The following is an 18,162-nucleotide window of genomic DNA, read 5'->3' as shown; positions in this document are numbered from 1 at the left end:
ATTGGCTTTTTTTACATTATCCGTTTACGATGGTGCCGCCGTTCACATGAATCGTCTGTCCCGTGACATAGGAAGAATCATCGCTTGCTAAGTACAAATAGCTCGGCGCCACTTCAACTGGCTCTCCCGGGCGCTGCATCGGCACGTCTGAGCCGAAGACTTCCACTTCCTTCGCCGAGAAGCTCGCCGGGATCAGCGGCGTCCAGATCGGCCCCGGCGCCACTGCGTTTACCCTGATGCCCTGAGTGACAAGAGATTGGGAAAGAGATCTTGTAAACGTGACGATCGCCCCTTTTGTCGCTGAATAGTCAATCAATGTTTTGTGGCCTTTATAGGCGGTAATGGAGGCCGTATTAATGATTGAACTTCCTTTTTTCAGGTGAGGGAGCGCGGCTTTCGTTAAGTAAAACATTGAAAAAATATTCGTCTGAAACGTTCTGATGAGCTGGTGGCTCGTGATTTTCTCAATCCCCGGCTGCACGTGCTGCTCACCCGCGTTGTTAACCAGGATGTCAATGGAAGGAAAGGCTTGGCCCGCCTGGCGGATGACATCGTTGCAAAAGGCTTCGTCGCCGACATCCCCTGCGATCAGCAGACACTTCGCCCCCTCTTTTTCTACATATTGCTTCGTCTCTTCGGCATCCTGATGCTCATCAAAGTAAACGATGACCACATTAGCGCCTTCCTTCGCGAATAAAACGGATACGGCGCGGCCGATCCCGCTGTCTCCGCCCGTGATGATCGCTGTTTTTCCTTCAAGTTTTTTCGCTGCTTTCGGTTTGTCAAAAACGGGGCGCGGGTCCATTACATATTCAAAGCCCGGCTGCCGGTTTTGATGCTGCGGCGGCAAGGTTTTCTTCTTCTGATTCGCCATTTTGATCACTCCTTTACATTAATTACTATATTATGAGTAATTTGAGCATCTTATACGAATTTCATGTATGAACAGAGCCTTATTGGAAAAATTAAGAATATACAACAGAGGAGGTAAATCTGAATTGACTACTTTTTCAAACGAGGAACCGGCTTCCTATTGGAAAGCAACAGCTGACATTCCTTCCTTTCCCGCCCTCACTGAAGATACGGAATGCGACATTGCGGTTATCGGCGGAGGAATTACGGGTCTGACAACGGCATACGAACTGACGAAAAGAGGTTTCCGTGTCGCTGTCATCGAAGCAGACCGGATTTTAAACGGGACGACCGCGGGAACGACCGCAAAAATCACCGCCCAGCATGATTTCATCTATGCCGATCTTATTCAGCAGATCGGCCTGACCAGCGCAAGGCTGTATTTCGAAGCCCATCTCCGCGCCATGGAAGACATGAAGCAGATCATCAAGGACCTTTCGATTGACTGCAGACTGATTGAACAAGACGCATATCTTTACACGAATACAGAATCAGGCGTCAAAAAAATCCACAGTGAGCAGGAAGCTTATACCAAGCTCGGTATTGAACATGAGCTTGTGAAAGAACTTCCCGTCCCCGTTGATTGCAGGCTCGGCCTCGCGATGAAGAATCAGGCGCAATTCCATCCGCTTTTATATGGTGCGGCGCTCGTCAAAGAGATCGTTAAAAACGGGGCGCGGATTTTTGAACAGACGGCTGCGATCGACATAAAAAAAGAACCGCAGCCGGAAGTGGTCACGAAAAACAGACACGGCATCAAGTGCAGCTACATTGTCTGCTCTTCCCACTTTCCTTTTTATGACGGAGGCGGGCTTTATGCCGCCAGAATGTATGCCAGCAGATCCTACGTACTCGCGGTAAAACCGAAACAAGCGTATCCGGATGGGATGTATCTCAGCATAGACAAGCCGTCCAGATCGCTGCGATACACCGATTTGAACGGTGAAAAACTGGTGCTTGTCGGCGGTGAAAGCCACAAAACAGGCCAAGGAAAAGAAATGTCCGGGCATTACGAAGCGCTGAAACAATTTGCGGAAGACACAATCGGAGTTGAAAGCATCCCATATCATTGGTCTGCACAAGACCTTGTCACCATTGACAAAATTCCGTTCATCGGTTCCATCTCGGGCGATGAAGAACATATTTTGGCGGCGACCGGTTTTAAAAAATGGGGCATGACAAGCTCAGCGCTCGCCGCGAAGCTTTTGGCTGATCATATCCAAAACAAAAAGAACCCGTTTTCCGGCCTGTTTATTCCGTCACGCTTCCACGCAGATCCCGGACTGAAAAAACTGATTTCCTATAATGCCGACGTGGCCAAACACCTTATCTCGGGCAAACTTGAGAGGCCGGACGCTTCGCCTGAGAGTCTTGGGCCCGGGGAGGGAAAAATCGTAACGGTAAACGGCAAACGGGCCGGCGCCTATAAAGATGAAAAAGGCTGTCTGCATCTTGTCGATACGACATGCACCCATTTAGGCTGTGAGGTTGAATGGAATGACGGCGAACGGACGTGGGACTGTCCATGTCACGGGTCCCGGTTCACACCCGACGGCGGGGTTGCCGAAGGTCCCGCCATCAAGCCGCTGAAACGTCTCACCCAAGATTGACTAAACCATTCTGTACGAATGGTTTTATTTTTTTCCGCATTAAAATATTTTTATCAGATTCCTTCATTCAAGTTCCTTCCAAACCGATAAAAAGAAAAAGAGAATATCTGGGGGAACTTATATTGTTATTTAAAAAAGACCGCAAAAAAGAAACAGCTTATTTTTCAGAAGCCGATGGAAAAAAACGCATCGCGCTTTCAAATCAATATGCAGATGTCCAAAAACAGCTGAAAATGGTCAGGCTCGGAAACGAAGAACTTCATGTGCTTGAAGAGCTGCAGCCGTTAATTAAAGAACATATCTCAACAATCGTCGATTCCTTTTACCGAAACCTGGATCACGAAAAATCATTAATGACGATCATTAACGACCACAGCACGGTCGAGCGCCTGAAAAAAACATTACGGCGTCATATCCATGAGATGTTCGCCGGCACAATTGATGATGAATTCATTGAAAAAAGACAGCGCATCGCTTCCATCCACTTGCGGATCGGCCTTGAACCGAAATGGTATATGGGAGCGTTTCAGGATCTGCTTCTGTCGATGATGAACATATATGAAGCAACCATTCCGGATTTGCATGAGCTTTTAAAAGCGATCAAAGCGACGACGAAAATATTGAATCTTGAACAGCAGCTCGTCCTTGAAGCATTCCAGACTGAATATAACTGCCAGCGTGACGAACAAGAGGAAAAGAAAGCCCTTCTTCATCAGAAAATCCAGGAAACATCCGGATCACTCGCTGATTTGTTTTCAGAAACGAGCAGAGCCGTGCAGGAGCTGGTCGATAAATCCGAGGGCATTTCCGAGGCGTCAAAAGCCGGCACCGTCACTTCCGTACATGTCGAAGAAAAATCAATCGGCGGGAAAAAAGAGCTTGAAAGCCAGCAGCAGCAGATGAATAAAATCGACGCCAGCCTTCTGCAGATTGAAGAAGAAATGGACAAGCTGAATGACATCGCCCAGCAGATCGAAAAAATCTTCGGCATCGTGACGGGGATCGCCGAGCAAACGAATCTCCTGTCACTCAACGCTTCAATAGAATCCGCAAGAGCCGGGGAGCACGGCAAAGGGTTCGCCGTTGTCGCGACGGAGGTTAGGAAGCTTTCAGAGGATACGAAAAAAACCGTTTCCACCGTATCAGAGCTTGTGAACAATACCAATACACAAATCAACATCGTGTCCAAACATATTAAAGATGTAAACGGACTTGTAAGCGAAACGAAAGAAAAAATGACGCAGATCAACCGTCTGTTTGATGACATCGTCCAAAGCATGAAAACGAGCAAAGACCAGACAGGCAAAATCGACGTTGATTTGCAGGCCTTTCTCGGCGGCCTTCAAGAAGTCAGCCGCGCCGTTTCCCACGTTGCATCATCCGTTGATTCACTTGTTATCCTTACAGAAGAATAAAGATAAACCGACCGGCCTTTTTCATAAAGGGCCGGTCTTTTTATTGTTAACTCAAAATATAATAGAGTTGACATATATAAAGACTCGCTTTATTGTATAAACATATTTTGATAAGCTGGAGGAATACATAATGAAATTGACAGAAATGATGCATATTGCCGTGTTTACCGCCATTATGGGACTTTTGGGGCTGCTTCCGCCGCTTTTCTTATCCTTTACGCCGGTTCCGATTACGCTCCAGACGATCGGTGTGCTCTTATCGGGAAGCATCCTGAAACCGAAAGCGGCATTTTTAAGCCAATTGCTTTTTTTGCTGATTGTGGCATGCGGAGCGCCTCTCCTTTCAGGCGGAAGAGGCGGCTTCGGGGTTTTTTTCGGGCCGAGCGCCGGATATCTCATCGCATATCCGCTGGCGGCATTCCTGCTGAGCCTCAGCATCCAAGGCCTTCGCTCAGCTGCTGTCCCCCATTTGTTTATCAGACAGTTCTTGTTCGGCGTGCTGTTTTTGTATGTCATCGGCATTCCCGTTCAGGCTTTTATAATGCACATTGATATCTTGACTGCCGTAAAGCTCAGCCTCATCTATGTGCCCGGAGATCTGCTTAAAGCGGCCGCAGCCTCATTCGCAGCCGTAAGAATCAGAAAAACTCTTCAAGCTAGCCGGCTTTTGCCGACGAAAGGAAGCTGATTTTAGTCATCATGATTACATCATCATATTCAGATACAGCCGGACAAGCGCCGGAACAGATCGCGATTCAGACAGACACAGAACAGATCACCTATCAAACTTGGAACAGGCTGGTAAACCAAACCGCAAACTGGCTTGGCAGCCTTTCAGGAAAGCCGGAAAACATTGCAATATTACTGCCGAACGGCATCCCTTTTTTACAACTTTTCGCAGGGGCGGCGCATGCCGGCTGCACGGCGGTTCCGTTAGATCCCCGCTCGGCAGCGGCGGAACTCGCGGATCAGCTGAACATCAGCAAAACCGACCTCGTCATCTGTGACCGCCGGCTGAGCGGCAGACTGGACGGCGTCAAAACGCCTGTCATCCTGTGGGATGAATGCAGGCCTTTGATCGAGGCCGAAAAAACGGAAGGCGCTTTGATCAAAAACGCCGGCCTGCCCTTTTATACCGGGTTCACTTCGGGATCGACCGGTAAGCCGAAAGCCTTCACCCGCTCTCACCGTTCGTGGCTGGAGAGCTTTTCTTGTACGAAACGTGAATTCGGCATTTCCCCTGATGACAAAGTGCTGGTGCCGGGCACGCTTCGCTCGTCACACTTTTTATACGGCGCCGTCAGCACTTTGTTTATCGGCGGAACCGTCATCCTTCAAAGAAAATTCAATCCGGCCGGAATGAAAGACCGGCTCAGACAAGCTGACGTTCTATATACCGTTCCGACAATGACGGACGCCCTGCTCTCACTAGAGGCGTTTCCCGATACACCGCTCAAGGTGATTTCTTCCGGTGCAGACTGGCCCGCTTCATCAAAACAAGCGCTGTCAGAGCGCTATCCCCATTTGCGGCTGTACGATTTTTACGGAACGTCTGAGCTGAGTTTCGTGGCGTTCTTATCGCCTGAAGACAGCGCCCGGAAGCCTGACGCGGCGGGCCGTCAGTTTGAAAATGTTACAATCGAAATCCGCCGCCCCGGAGGAGAACGCTGCATGCCGGGCGAAACGGGGAAGATTTTCGTGAACAGCCCGATGAAATTTTCCGGATACATCAACGGCGCAAAACCTGATGATTCCGGCTGGATGACGGTTGATGACATGGGATATATCGATCGTGAAGGCTATCTTTATATCGAAGGACGTGAAAACGGGATGATCGTATCAGGCGGCTTGAATGTATTCCCGGAAGAGATAGAACGTGTGCTCAACCGCTGTCCGGGCGTCAGAAAAGCGGCCGTCATCGGCATTCCTGATGATTATTGGGGCAGCATCGCCGTTGCGGTGATCGACGGACATGCAAATGTAAAGGAACTGAAGAAACAGTGCCGCGATCAGCTGGCGGCATATAAAATCCCGAAAAAATGGCTGTTTTCAGAAATACCGGAAACAGCCGGAGGAAAGATCGCCCGGGCCGCCGTACAAAAGCAGGCAAAGGACATGATGGAATGGAAGCTGTAATTACGGATGCGAAGCGGACGATTTTCGCCCGGGAAAACGGCCTGTTAAAAGACTGTCTCCCCGAAGATTTGGCAGCTCCGCTGATCCGACATTTGAGCCGGAACATGCCCGAAGACATTGATGAAGTCCTGATCGGAAACGCGACGGGCCGCGGCGGGAACCTCGCCCGGCTGTCAGCCTTGGCCGCCGGGCTTCCTTTGAGCGTGTCCGGTACGGCCATCGACAGGCAGTGCGGTTCCGGATTGGACGCCGTGAGAATCGCGTGCCACTTTGTTAAAGCCGGCGCGGGGAGCACATACATCGCGGGAGGAGCGGAGAGCAGCAGCCGTTCCCCTTTCTCATCCCGGGCGCGCTTTTCTCCTGAACACATCGGCGATCCTGATATGGGCATAGCGGCCGAGTATACGGCACAGGCTTACGGCGTAACGAGAAAGATGCAGGACGAATATGCCCTTCTCAGCTTTGAACGGAGCGTCAAAGCGCACGAAGACGGCTTGTACCGCCGGGAAATTCTCCCCTGCCACGGATTCGCCGCTGACGAAAACATGCTGAAAAAGCGGAACATGGCGCCTCTCATCGCCCGCGCCAAACCCATCTTTCAGTCCGGAGGCTCTGTCACCGCCGCCAACAGCTGCGGAATTTCTGACGGGGCGGCGGCAGTTTGTGTGATGGAAGAACAAAAAGCGCGGTCTCTCGGTTTAAAGCCGGGATTGCGTTTTATCGGAAGCGCGGTAAGCGGGGTCCATCCGCATTATCCGTCAGCAGCTCCGGTTTATGCCGTCAAAAAGCTTTTGAAGGAACGGGACCTGTCACCGGATGATATTGATATATACGAAATCAACGAGGCGTTTGCCGTCAAAATATGCGTTTTTTCACAGCAGCTTCAAGTGCCGTATTCTAAAATAAATGTCCGGGGCGGCGCTCTGGCCGTCGGGCATCCGTACGGGGCTTCCGGGGCGGCGCTTGTCACCCGGCTTTTTTATGAAGCAAAAAGACGCCCTGATGCCCGCTATGCAGCAGCAGCGATCGGCAGCGGAGGCGGAGTCGGACTGGCGCTTCTCTTTGAAGTGTTAACGTAACGGCAGTATAATAGATGATATCGATAAAAAATGATCGGAGTGGAGACTTTATGACTGCCGTTTGTTTAGTAAGACATGGAGAGACTGATTGGAATGCCCAAAAGAAGCTTCAAGGCAAATCGGATATTCCGTTAAATGCGACGGGAGAGCGTCAGGCGAAAGAAACAGGAGAGTACTTAAAGGGGTCTGAATGGGATGTCATCGTCTCAAGCCCGATGAAACGGGCCAGAAAAACGGCTGACATTATTAACGGGTTTTTGAATCTTCCCATTGTCGTCATGGAAGATTTCAGAGAACGGAGCTACGGTGATGCGGAAGGAATGTCTTTACCGGAACGGTCGAAGCGCTACCCGGATAAAAACTACCCGAACATGGAGACCGCAGAAGAGCTGACAGACAGAATGCTTGCCGGTTTAGTGAAAGTTCAGGAGCGGTTTCCTGAGCAAAAAGTACTGATCGTCGCTCACGGCGCAGCCATTCACGCCCTCTTGTCCGCCATTTCTGACGGTGATACCGACATACAAAACGCAAAGCTTGTCAATGCGTGCCTGAGCAATATCGAACGAATTGAAAATAAGTGGCGCGTCAAAGATTACAATGTAAGCAGCCACCTATCAGAATCATAACAAAAAGGCCCGAATTCAGTTTTGGGCCTTTTTGGCGAGCATTTTTTTCTGCAGATCATGTAATATGGCGTCCGCACCGTCAATGCTCCGGCGCTCCGTCCATACCGCCCTGTCCGCGCGGTAAACGTGGCCGTTTTTTACGGCAGTCAGCTGTTTCCAGAGGTGATTTTTTTCGAGTTCTTTCTCACCGTCCAATAGTACGATGTAATCAGGATCGATATGCAAAAGCTGCCCGGGCGTCATTTTGATAGAGTCTGATTTCCCGCCGGAATCCGTCTGGACCGCATATGTAAACCCTGCGAGCGCCAAAAGCCGGGACGTAAAAAACTGATCATCCTTTACGGAAATGCTGCCATTTGCAGCGTCAATTAATAAAATCGTGCCGCCTTCTGCATCCAGCTTTCTTTTGATGTCATTCAGCTTTTCTTCCTGAGCCGACAATTGTTTCTCTATGATGCCCTCTTTACCGACCGCCTTTTCAATGGTAAGGGCAGCATCAACCGCATCCTGATAATCCGCAGCTTCATTTTTCAAAACGATTGTCGGAGCGATCTTTGTCAGCTCATGGTATATCCCCCTGTGCAGGCTTGAGTCTGCAATGATGAGATCGGGTTTTAACGAAGTGATCTTTTTCAAATCGGGATGTGACGGGGGCCCGACGGACGGCCTGCCGTCGTTTCGCTCTTTCCGGTTATCCGCCGCGGCCGCCGGCTTTATGCCGAGATCATGGAGGGTGTCAATAAAGCCCTCATTCAATACGGCGATGCGCTGCGGGTGCGCAGCCACATGCGCCGTCCCCAGATCGTGCCTGACGGCGGTTTCATGTTCCTGTTCTGAGCATGCCGTTATGAAGAGAACGGATAAGATCATCAGCATACTGAAAATTGGTTTCATCTGTTCCCCCTCTTTCGTTTTTCCGCAATTATATCATTGACAATATAAGTATCAATGATATTCAATATCATTATTTTCATAAAATGGTTTCACAGCTTTCTCCGTCAAGAAAGCCAAAGACTGATTCATGCCGGCCGCTTTATTTCATTCCGCTTTCGTTTCCATCAGACTTCTGCATTCAACAAAAGGTGACATTTATCCTGTTTTTGCCGCAGCTTCCAAAAATGGAATCAAACCGTTCGACCCAGTAAACAAGAGAGCGATTGCGGCTGTGTACAAATACTCATGTCCTTCCATCGGTTTTTTCCATTAAAATTTAAATATTTCGGGTTCCTATTAAACGAAAGAGAGATGATATACCTAAATAGAAATAAAACAAACTGAAAAAAATTGGGTCTACTAAAATATTATTCCATACTATACAATTAATCCACAGAATAATCTGTCTATTGGTTATTCTGCAAATGAAAAAAGGAGTGGATAAAGAGTGAGAGGCAAAAAGGTATGGATCAGTTTGCTGTTTGCTTTAGCGTTAATCTTTACGATGGCGTTCGGCAGCACGACTTCTGCCCAGGCTGCAGGGAAATCAAACGGGGAAAAGAAATATATTGTCGGATTTAAGCAGACAATGAGCACGATGAGCGCCGCCAAGAAAAAAGATGTCATTTCTGAAAAAGGCGGGAAAGTGCAAAAGCAATTCAAATATGTAGACGCAGCTTCAGCTACATTAAATGAAAAAGCTGTAAAAGAGCTGAAAAAAGACCCTAGCGTCGCTTACGTTGAAGAAGATCACGTTGCACAGGCGTACGCGCAGTCCGTGCCTTACGGCGTATCACAGATTAAAGCCCCTGCTCTGCACTCTCAAGGCTTCACCGGATCAAATGTTAAAGTAGCGGTTATCGACAGCGGTATCGATTCTTCTCATCCTGATTTAAAGGTAGCAGGCGGAGCCAGCATGGTTCCTTCTGAAACAAATCCTTTCCAAGACAACAACTCTCACGGAACTCACGTTGCCGGTACAGTTGCGGCTCTTAATAACTCAGTCGGTGTATTAGGCGTTGCGCCAAGCGCATCTCTTTACGCGGTAAAAGTTCTCGGCGCTGACGGTTCCGGCCAGTACAGCTGGATCATTAACGGAATTGAGTGGGCGATCGCAAACAATATGGACGTTATTAACATGAGCCTCGGCGGACCTTCTGGTTCTGCAGCGTTAAAAGCGGCAGTTGACAAAGCCGTTGCTTCCGGCGTCGTAGTGGTTGCGGCAGCCGGTAACGAAGGCACTTCCGGCGGCTCAAGCACAGTGGGCTACCCTGGTAAATACCCTTCTGTCATTGCGGTAGGCGCTGTTAACAGCAGCAACCAAAGAGCATCTTTCTCAAGCGTAGGTTCTGAGCTTGATGTCATGGCACCAGGCGTCTCTATCCAAAGCACGCTTCCTGGAAACAAATACGGCGCGTACAATGGTACGTCAATGGCATCTCCGCACGTTGCCGGAGCGGCTGCTTTGATTCTTTCTAAGCACCCGAACTGGACAAACACTCAAGTCCGCAGCAGTTTAGAAAACACCACTACAAAACTTGGTGATGCTTTCTACTACGGAAAAGGGCTGATCAACGTACAGGCGGCAGCTCAGTAAAACATAAAAAACCGGCGTCGGGCATGGCCCCGCCGGTTTTTTATTATTTTTCTTCCTCCGCATGTTCAATCCGCTCCATGATCGACGGGTGGCTCCCTCTGAAAATTTTGACGAGAAACGGCGGGTTGACCCGGCTCAGTCCCGTATCGGCCAAGTCCTGAAACGTCTCAATCGCCGCTTCCCGGTTTCCGGTCAGCTCGATGCCGTAACGGTCGGCAGCGTTTTCCTGATACCGGGAGACGGCATTCGTAATCGGATCAGAAGCAAAACTGAGAACGGATATGAGCAGCAATAACAGCGGGAGGGCGGCCAGATCTTCAGGCCCCTTTATATGAAGCATTCGGCCGAAGAATTTGGACAGCCGCTTATAAAGCTTGTCAATGATATAGAACCCGGCTAATGACAGCAGCAGATACCCGGCCAGTCCGATGTACACGTGCTTCATCACATAGTGCCCCATCTCATGCCCCATAATGAACAAAATTTCCCGATCCTTCAGTTTGTTAAGCGTCGTATCCCACAAAACGATCCGCTTATTCGAACCGATGCCCGTCACATACGCATTCAGCGCATTCGTTTTCTCCGACATATTCACTTCATACACATGGCTGGCCGGAATGTCGGCCTTGTCGGCAAGCGACAAAATTTTGCTTTCCAGCTCCTTGTCTTTCAGCGGATAGAAATCATTGTATAAAGGATCAATCACGACCGGCTGCAGGAAAAACAAAAACAGGGTAAACGGCACAGTAAGACACCAAGCGTAAAACCACCATTTTTTTGTATGCTTTGTGATCAGCCAGTAAAACACAAGCACACACACGGCAAACAGCGGAAAACTGATCCAGAAATCAATGACATGGTCTCTTATCCAGCTTGCTGCTGTCTGCGTCGAAATATGATACGCAAGCGAAACCCGATATCCGATCCACTCAAGCGGAAGTGAAGCCGCCGTAACGATGAGTGAAATCACAAATACGAAGCTTACGATTTGCAGCACCCGAAAGCGCACCGCTGCTTCCAGCCAATGCTTTATTTTTTTGGCAAGCCCCGTAATGAGCAGCAGAAAAAATAAAAACCAATCTAACGGCGCTCCGATGAAAAATAAAAAATCCTTTACATTTGAAAAGTTTTCAGCGGCTGCCAGGCGGCCCGGGTCCATAAACGAGGACGGATCGGCTTTTGTTCCCTTTACGGCCTCCGGGACGGCGGAGTCTCCTGTCATAAAGAAATACCAATAGAAAAAAAGGCCGTACAGCACATAGGCAAGTCCCGCTGCCGCTATCCATTTGCGCATGGAAGTCTCCCTCCTTAGCCTTATGACTTACTCCTATTGTAAGCATAAATGCAAATAAATAGAACCAAGCCTCCGAAACGGATGTTAATCTTTTCACAACAGAAAAGAATGGAACAACAGGAAGCGGGAAAGACTAAAAGACGGAGTGATGAATATGAAAAAAATAATCGCGTTTATTGTAGTAATCGCCCTTTTGGTTATTGCTTTCTTCTATGTATACAGCCGGACCGGCGATGTGTTTCCATCAAGCAACGCAGATCTGATTATTCTGTCAGAGCACGGAAAAAAAGAAATCAAAATTAAAGACAGGCAGAATGTAAAAGATATGCTCGATATCTTGAACCAAGGAAAACAAGTCAAACTGACCAAAAGCGTGTCTCCCGATTACGACGGAACGGTCAAATACCATGAAGACCGTTTTGATTCATTCAGCATGTGGCTCGAAAGCGGCAATTATATAATGTACAAGCATAAAAACACGTATTACAAACTGACCCGGCATGATACGAAGCTTGTGCAAAGCATCATTAAGGAAGAATCGCAGAGCTGACCGGATCAGCATGTAAAAGCGAAGCCCCCGGCTTCGCTTTTCGTCCGTCATTTCGGAAGCATGTCCCGGACCGCCCGTCTCAGCAGCTTCCCGGTCGCGTTCTTCGGAATCTCATCAAGAAAAACCACTTCCGCCGGCCGCTTATATTTTGCCAAATGTGTTTCACAGTAATCAAAAACCGCCTGCTCTGTCAGCTCACCGTCCCCAGGCACTATATAAGCATGCACCGCTTCCCCCGTTTTGGCGTCAGGAACGCCGATGACCACGGCTTCTTTAATGCCCTCATGGCTGTAGAGCACTTCTTCTACTTCGCGCGGATAGACGTTGTATCCGCCGACGAGAATCATATCTTTTTTTCTGTCGACGATATAAAAATAACCGTCTTCGTCGCGCTTCGCCAAATCACCCGTGTACAGCCAGCCGTCTTTCAGCGCGTGCTCCGTCTCCTCGGGCATCTTGTAATAGCCTTTCATCACATTCGGCCCTTTCACGATCAATTCTCCCACTTGATGGTCGGGCAATTCGCGTCCGAGCGTATCGACGACTTTATTTTCGACATGTAAAATATTCGTCCCGATCGAGCCGGGCTTTCTCCCCCGGTCAAACGGATTAAAACAAGTAACCGGAGACGCTTCAGAAAGTCCGTACCCCTCCAGAATGGTGACGTCAAAGGTTTGTTCAAACGTCTGCAACAGAGCGACCGGCATGGAGGCCCCGCCTGAAATGCACAGTCTGACGGACGCAAAATCCTCCGCCTTGCCGTGCTCGTATTGATACAGATAGTTATACATCGTCGGAACGCCGGCAAAAATGGTTGCCTGTCGGCTTTTAATCAGTTTAAACACAGAAGCCGGGCTGAATTGCGGCTCGATTAAGACACACGCTCCGCTCATCAGAGGCGCATTCATACAAACGGTTAAACAAAAAACGTGAAACATCGGCAATGCCGCTACAATTTTGTCTTTCTCATTCATTCCTAAGTATCCGGCGACATCATTTGCATTGGAGAAAAGATTCTGATGGGTGAGCATGGCGCCTTTCGGTTTTCCGGTCGTCCCTGAGGTGTATAAAATGACGGCAGTATCGTCTTTGGACAATGTCGGATAAGTTCTGCTGCGCTCCGCCGGGCGGAGCATTTTTGTAAACGTTGTCATTTTTAAGCGCAATTGAGGGTCTTCTGTCGATGGAGCGTTCTCTGCTGTCTGGCTGATAATGATATGCTCCAGCAGCGGCAGCGAGCCGTGCAGGCTTTCAAATACGGGAATTAATAGGTCGATGCCGGCGATCGCTTTGACATCGCCGTTTTTCAGCATGTATGCGATTTCTGAAGGTGTGTATGCCGGATTAACAGGTATGACGACAATTCCCGCTTTTAACGCGCCGAAAAACGCAATAACAAAATCAGGCGTATTTCCGAGCAGCAGTGCGAGATGATCCCCTTTTTTCAGTCCCCTGTCCTCCAAGCCGTTTGCAAATGCTTTGATTTTACCTGCCAGCTCCTCATACGTCATGTACTGATCTTGAAACAGACAAGCTGGTTTTTCCGGTTTCTGCGATGCCGTTTCTTCCAATTTGGAAACCAGATTCATTTTCCCACCCCTTTAAAAATGTAATGAATGAATAGTCATTCATTTCTCCGGAATAAACGTTCACTTTTATTATAGAAAAATATAGAAAAACACTCAAGGGCAAAAAGCCCCGAGTGCCGTAAAACCGGAAACTATAATTGTCTCAGCGCTTCACTGACCGGCGTGCCGCCTGCTGTCAGATCGAACGCTTTTTCATACGTATTCGGTTCATCAAGGGATGCGATAACGGTCTTGGCGACATCGTCTCTTGAAATGGAGCCTCTTTCTAAATCGGCTGCGGCTTTGATATTTCCCGTGCCGGGATCATTTAATAACCCGCCCGGCCGGATAATCGTATACGTCAGACCGCTCGCTTCAAGAATTTTATCCGCATAATGCTTTGCGGCATAATACGGCTTCAGCGCTTCATTCCAATTGTCACGGTTATGAGCCTGAAGGGCGCTTACCATAATGAACCGCTTGATGCCTGCTTTCTTTGCCGCTTCTATCGCTTTCGCCGCTCCGTCAAGATCAATCAAAAGCGTCTTATCGTACCCGGTGCTTCCTCCTGATCCGGCGGTAAACACAATCGCGTCACAGCCTTCAGCGGCTTTCGCGATGTCTTCCGGGCTCCCTTCCAAATCTGCAAGAACGGCTTCTGTTCCCGCGGCTTGAAGCGCTTCTTTCTGCTCTTCTTTCCGGACCATCGCCCGCAGCGTATGCGTGCCGTCTTTTTGAAACAGCCCGGTCAGACGCTGTCCGATCTGTCCGTTTGCTCCGATGAGAAATACTTTCATCATGATCCCTCCCCATTCATTATGGTTCTATCATTTCACAAAAACGGGCGCTGATTCAAATCATGCGTTCGGCAAATGTTCTAATAAATCAGCTCGAGGAAATCTTCCAGCTCTATTTTGCCGAAATACTGTTTCAGATCGATTCCGGCCAGCGCCTCCCTGATAGCGGTTCTGTCATACTGTTTTCCGGTCAGCGCCTGTTCGACTTCACTCACATCTTTCGCACCGAAGAAATCACCGAAAATTTTGCAGTCCTGAATGATTCCTTTTTTCACTTCAAGACGCAGATCAATCGATCCGACCGGATAACGTTTCGAATGCTGAAGGTTGAATGCGGGCGACCTGCCGAAATTCCAGTCCCAGTTTTGATAGCGCTCTTCGGAAATCTTCCGGATCGCTTTCCAGTCTTCATCGGTCAGTTTATATTCCGGCACTTCGGAGAGATCATTTGTATTAAAAATATGGTGAAGCAGATGCTTTTTGAATTCGTCCGCCGTCATTTTGTCATCAAGAAACTCGCTGATATTGGCGACACGGCTTCTGATTGACTTAATGCCTTTTGATTCGATTTTGTCTTTTTTCACTTTCAAGGCTGACACGACATGATCAATGGCGGAATCCAGCATTAATGTTCCGTGGCTGAAAATACGCCCTTTCGTCGAAAATTGAGCGTTGCCGGAAATTTTTCTGCCGTCCGCGACGATGTCGTTTCGGCCGCTTAATTCAGCTTCCACACCGAGCTGGCGCAGCGCCTGAATAACGGGTTCGGTGAATTTTTTAAAATTGTGAAAGCTGTCGCCGTCATCCTTGGTGATAAAACTGAAATTCAGATTCCCGAGGTCATGGTAAACCGCACCGCCTCCTGACAGCCTGCGGACGACGATGATTCCGTTATCTTCTACGTATTTCGTATTGATTTCTTCTATTGTGTTTTGGTTCTTCCCGATGATAATCGACGGCTGATTGACATAAAACAGCAGGTATGTCTGTTCAGGGTCGAGATGCTTCACGCAATATTCCTCGATCGCGAGGTTGATCCTCGGGTCGGTTATGTTTTGGTTGTCGATAAATAACATGGTGCTCCTCCTTTATTTCTCCCACTTCAATCCGGAAGCGGCGATTGTCACTTCGCCCCCGAACACGGATTCCGCTTCTTCTTTCAGCTTCCGGTGCTCGCCGAAATGAGGCAGATGTGTGAGAATCAGCTCCCCCGCTCCGGCCTCCTCCGCGATACGTCCGGCTTCCAAACTGTTCATATGGCCGGCTGACGTGCCGTCCTGGTCCGCGTAAAAATTGCACTCGCAGATCAGCAGATCGGCATTTTCCGCAAACGGGATAAACGCGTCCTGGTAGCTTGAATCAGCCGTATACACAACAGAAGCTGCACCGTCAGTAATCCGCATCGCATAACAAGTGACCGGATGCACCGTTTTCAGGAAGGTAATGGTGAACGGCCCGGCAGAAAGCGGGCGGTCCGGCTGATAGGCCACTCCTTTTGTATGCGTTTTATATGTAAGACGCTCAAACTGTTCTATATCAGCATCATGCCCGTAAATCGGCAGTGCATGCGTCCCTTTTCCGAGAAAGGAGCCGACCTGTTTGGCAAATTGAAGCGGCCCGATATCAGCGATATGATCATGGTGATAATGGGACAAAATGACGGCATCAAGCTCTTCTGCCGGAACATAGGCAAACAGCTTTGATAATACGGCGCTTCCGCAATCAACGAGCAGAGAATAGCCGCCGGACTGAAACAGATAGCCTGAAGTTGCTTCGTTTGCGGCCGGAAACCCGCCGCAGCATCCAATAACTGTAACTTTCATATGACCCTCCGATTGTTTATGATAAAAAGATCCTTTCCTCCAATATACCTATTTTTCGTACAAATTGCATGTTTTAAACATTGTGCCAAAACAGCCGTTGATTTTCCGAAACTGTTATAATACAATGTAGAGACAAAACAATGAAAGAGGGATGGGTATGTTGGAAAAGATGTCGGATTTTTTCAGAAATTTACCCGGTAAGAAATGCGAAGAATGCGGAAATGAGATTGTTGAGCAGTATGAGTGTCACATTAATTTGTGCAATGACTGCTTGAAAATTAAGGATATGTGACAATAGGGCGCCGCACAATTCTAAGTTGTGCGGCGCCCGTTTTTTTCGGCCGTCATCATACTTTCTGAATGGGGAGTTATTCACCATTATTAGCAATTATCTGTACGTTTTAAAAGATTCAGTATTTTCAATCTATATTTTTCTATAGACGGATTGTTTTCTTTTCTATTATAATTTGTTCTAATAGCTATCTTTTTAGATACTTATTGCACTTTTTTCTTCGGGAGGTAATCTATGAAAAAATTACGCTTTGGACTAGCGACGCAAATTTTCGTCGGACTCATACTAGGGGTTGTAGTCGGTGTCATCTGGTACGGCAATCCTGCCATTCCAACATATTTACAGCCTATCGGCGATTTGTTTTTACGCTTAATCAAAATGATAGTGATTCCAATTGTCGTCTCCAGCTTAATCATCGGCGTTGCCGGCGCGGGAAGCGGAAAACAAGTCGGAAAATTAGGCTTCAAAACGATTTTGTATTTTGAGATCATTACCACTTTTGCCATTATTCTCGGGCTGGCTTTGGCGAATCTGTTTCATCCGGGAACAGGCGTTAATATACATGAAGCTCAAAAAACAGATATCAGTCAATATGTTGAAACAGAAAAAGAACAAAATAACAAATCTATCGCAGACACATTCCTGCATATCGTACCGACAAACTTCTTCCAATCATTGGCCGAAGGAGATCTGCTTGCCATCATCTGCTTTACCGTGCTGTTTGCACTCGGCATCTCGGCAATCGGTGAAAAAGGAAAGCCTGTCTTGGCCTTCTTTGAAGGTGTTTCTCATGCGATGTTCCATGTTGTGAACCTCGTCATGAAAGTTGCGCCGTTTGGTGTTTTTGCGTTGATTGGTGTTACCGTTTCCAAATTTGGGCTCAGTTCCCTGCTTTCACTCGGTAAACTGGTCGGTTTAGTATACGTAGCTTTGGCTTTCTTTCTCATTGTTGTATTCGGAATCGTCGGAAAGCTTGCCGGAGTAAACATTTTCAAATTCCTCGCCTATATGAAGGATGAAATTTTATTAGCGTTCAGTACGTCAAGCTCCGAAACCGTACTCCCCCGCGTTATGGAAAAAATGGAGAAAATCGGCTGTCCGAAAGGTATTGTTTCCTTTGTTGTGCCGATCGGATATACCTTTAACTTAGACGGATCTGTGCTGTACCAATCTATCGCCGCTTTATTCCTCGCTCAGGTATACCACATTGACTTGTCCATTTGGCAGCAGATTACCCTTGTGCTTGTCTTGATGGTCACTTCCAAAGGAATGGCTGCCGTGCCCGGGACTTCTTTCGTCGTCCTGCTTGCGACATTAGGCGCATTCAACATTCCTGCAGAAGGCCTTGCATTCATCGCCGGTGTTGACCGGATTATGGACATGGCCCGTACGGTCGTCAATCTGACCGGAAACGCGCTGGCATCCGTTGTGATGTCAAAATGGGAAGGCCAGTATGATCCCGTTAAAGGCGCGAAGGTCATGAGCCTCGCCAAAACAGAACAAAACACAACCATCTCAGGTTAAAATGAA

General features: G+C 48.2%; 17 protein-coding genes and 1 pseudogene. 11 read left to right on the top strand and 7 right to left on the bottom strand.

Annotation, left to right across the window (positions count from 1 at the left end; translation table 11 throughout):
• Positions 1-16 precede the first annotated feature (16 nt).
• Complete coding sequence (locus tag G9F48_RS00875; protein ID WP_007610477.1) at positions 17-874, bottom strand: SDR family oxidoreductase; 858 nt, start codon at positions 872-874, stop codon at positions 17-19.
• A gap of 124 nt (positions 875-998) precedes the next feature.
• Between G9F48_RS00875 and G9F48_RS00870 the strand changes: the two genes are divergently transcribed.
• The 7 genes and pseudogenes from G9F48_RS00870 (at position 999) to G9F48_RS00845 (ending at position 7,778) form a co-directional block, all read left to right on the top strand.
• Complete coding sequence (locus G9F48_RS00870; protein ID WP_165408878.1) at positions 999-2,522, top strand: FAD-dependent oxidoreductase; 1,524 nt, start codon at positions 999-1,001, stop codon at positions 2,520-2,522.
• Positions 2,438-3,178 (top strand): annotated as a pseudogene (locus G9F48_RS20005) (protoglobin domain-containing protein); the annotation flags it as partial. The gene G9F48_RS00870 and the pseudogene G9F48_RS20005, both read left to right, overlap by 85 nt.
• Positions 3,179-3,421: 243 nt before the next feature.
• A complete protein-coding gene (locus tag G9F48_RS20000) occupies positions 3,422-3,937 on the top strand; it encodes a methyl-accepting chemotaxis protein (protein WP_369719112.1) in 516 nt (171 codons plus the stop codon).
• 130 nt (positions 3,938-4,067) lie between these two features.
• A complete protein-coding gene (locus G9F48_RS00860; protein ID WP_102421696.1) occupies positions 4,068-4,625 on the top strand; it encodes a biotin transporter BioY in 558 nt (185 codons plus the stop codon).
• Positions 4,626-4,636: 11 nt separating this feature from the next.
• Complete coding sequence (locus tag G9F48_RS00855; RefSeq protein ID WP_165408876.1) at positions 4,637-6,073, top strand: acyl-CoA synthetase; 1,437 nt, start codon at positions 4,637-4,639, stop codon at positions 6,071-6,073.
• Positions 6,061-7,152 carry an acetyl-CoA C-acyltransferase gene (locus G9F48_RS00850; protein WP_165408875.1) on the top strand — a complete coding sequence of 364 codons (1,092 nt, stop codon included), beginning with the start codon at positions 6,061-6,063 and terminating at the stop codon, positions 7,150-7,152. Before G9F48_RS00855 ends, G9F48_RS00850 begins: the two co-directional genes overlap by 13 nt.
• Positions 7,153-7,202: 50 nt before the next feature.
• Positions 7,203-7,778, top strand: a complete 576-nt coding sequence (locus G9F48_RS00845; protein WP_007610462.1) for a histidine phosphatase family protein — start codon at positions 7,203-7,205, stop codon at positions 7,776-7,778.
• Positions 7,779-7,793: 15 nt separating this feature from the next.
• Here G9F48_RS00845 and G9F48_RS00840 read toward each other — a convergent pair whose 3' ends face one another.
• Entirely contained in the window at positions 7,794-8,672 is an 879-nt protein-coding gene (locus G9F48_RS00840; protein ID WP_165408874.1) for an ABC transporter substrate-binding protein, read from the bottom strand.
• Positions 8,673-9,159: 487 nt separating this feature from the next.
• Here G9F48_RS00840 and G9F48_RS00830 point away from each other — a divergent pair, with 487 nt between their 5' ends.
• Positions 9,160-10,308: a S8 family peptidase gene (locus G9F48_RS00830; RefSeq protein ID WP_077722018.1), complete on the top strand. Its 1,149-nt coding sequence runs from the start codon at positions 9,160-9,162 to the stop codon at positions 10,306-10,308.
• 43 nt (positions 10,309-10,351) lie between these two features.
• Here the strand turns inward: G9F48_RS00830 and G9F48_RS00825 are convergent, their stop codons facing one another.
• Positions 10,352-11,602 (bottom strand): M48 family metallopeptidase, encoded by a 1,251-nt coding sequence (locus G9F48_RS00825; RefSeq protein ID WP_003155197.1) that lies wholly within the window; start codon positions 11,600-11,602, stop codon positions 10,352-10,354.
• 154 nt (positions 11,603-11,756) lie between these two features.
• Between G9F48_RS00825 and G9F48_RS00820 the strand changes: the two genes are divergently transcribed.
• The gene (locus G9F48_RS00820; RefSeq protein ID WP_063174170.1) at positions 11,757-12,152 is read left to right on the top strand and encodes a hypothetical protein; all 396 of its coding nucleotides are present in this window, start codon (positions 11,757-11,759) and stop codon (positions 12,150-12,152) included.
• A 47-nt stretch (positions 12,153-12,199) separates the two neighbouring features.
• Here the strand turns inward: G9F48_RS00820 and G9F48_RS00815 are convergent, their stop codons facing one another.
• The 4 genes from G9F48_RS00815 to G9F48_RS00800 all read right to left on the bottom strand — a co-directional run bounded on the left by G9F48_RS00815 (position 12,200) and on the right by G9F48_RS00800 (position 16,340).
• On the bottom strand, positions 12,200-13,741 hold the full coding sequence (locus G9F48_RS00815; protein WP_007409202.1) for a fatty acid--CoA ligase family protein: 1,542 nt from the start codon (positions 13,739-13,741) through the stop codon (positions 12,200-12,202).
• 131 nt (positions 13,742-13,872) lie between these two features.
• Positions 13,873-14,517, bottom strand: coding sequence for an SDR family oxidoreductase (locus tag G9F48_RS00810; RefSeq protein ID WP_165408873.1), 645 nt, complete (start codon positions 14,515-14,517; stop codon positions 13,873-13,875).
• Positions 14,518-14,597: 80 nt separating this feature from the next.
• On the bottom strand, positions 14,598-15,593 hold the full coding sequence (lplJ, locus tag G9F48_RS00805) for a lipoate--protein ligase LplJ (protein ID WP_003155205.1): 996 nt from the start codon (positions 15,591-15,593) through the stop codon (positions 14,598-14,600).
• A 12-nt stretch (positions 15,594-15,605) separates the two neighbouring features.
• Positions 15,606-16,340, bottom strand: a complete 735-nt coding sequence (locus tag G9F48_RS00800; RefSeq protein ID WP_060562107.1) for an MBL fold metallo-hydrolase — start codon at positions 16,338-16,340, stop codon at positions 15,606-15,608.
• Between the two features lie 151 nt (positions 16,341-16,491).
• On the opposite strand from G9F48_RS00800, the gene yhfH reads away from it, so the two are divergent.
• Together yhfH and G9F48_RS00790 are read left to right on the top strand one after the other, a co-directional pair.
• Positions 16,492-16,632, top strand: coding sequence for a protein YhfH (yhfH, locus tag G9F48_RS00795; protein ID WP_012117221.1), 141 nt, complete (start codon positions 16,492-16,494; stop codon positions 16,630-16,632).
• A gap of 234 nt (positions 16,633-16,866) precedes the next feature.
• Complete coding sequence (locus G9F48_RS00790; protein WP_003155211.1) at positions 16,867-18,156, top strand: cation:dicarboxylate symporter family transporter; 1,290 nt, start codon at positions 16,867-16,869, stop codon at positions 18,154-18,156.
• The last annotated feature ends 6 nt before the right edge of the window (positions 18,157-18,162 follow it).

Source organism: Bacillus sp. EKM420B, assembly GCF_011065565.1.
GTDB lineage: Bacteria > Bacillota > Bacilli > Bacillales > Bacillaceae > Bacillus > Bacillus velezensis.
The sequence above is the reverse complement of the archived record's forward strand: the minus strand, read 5'-3'. Positions and strand labels throughout refer to the sequence as shown.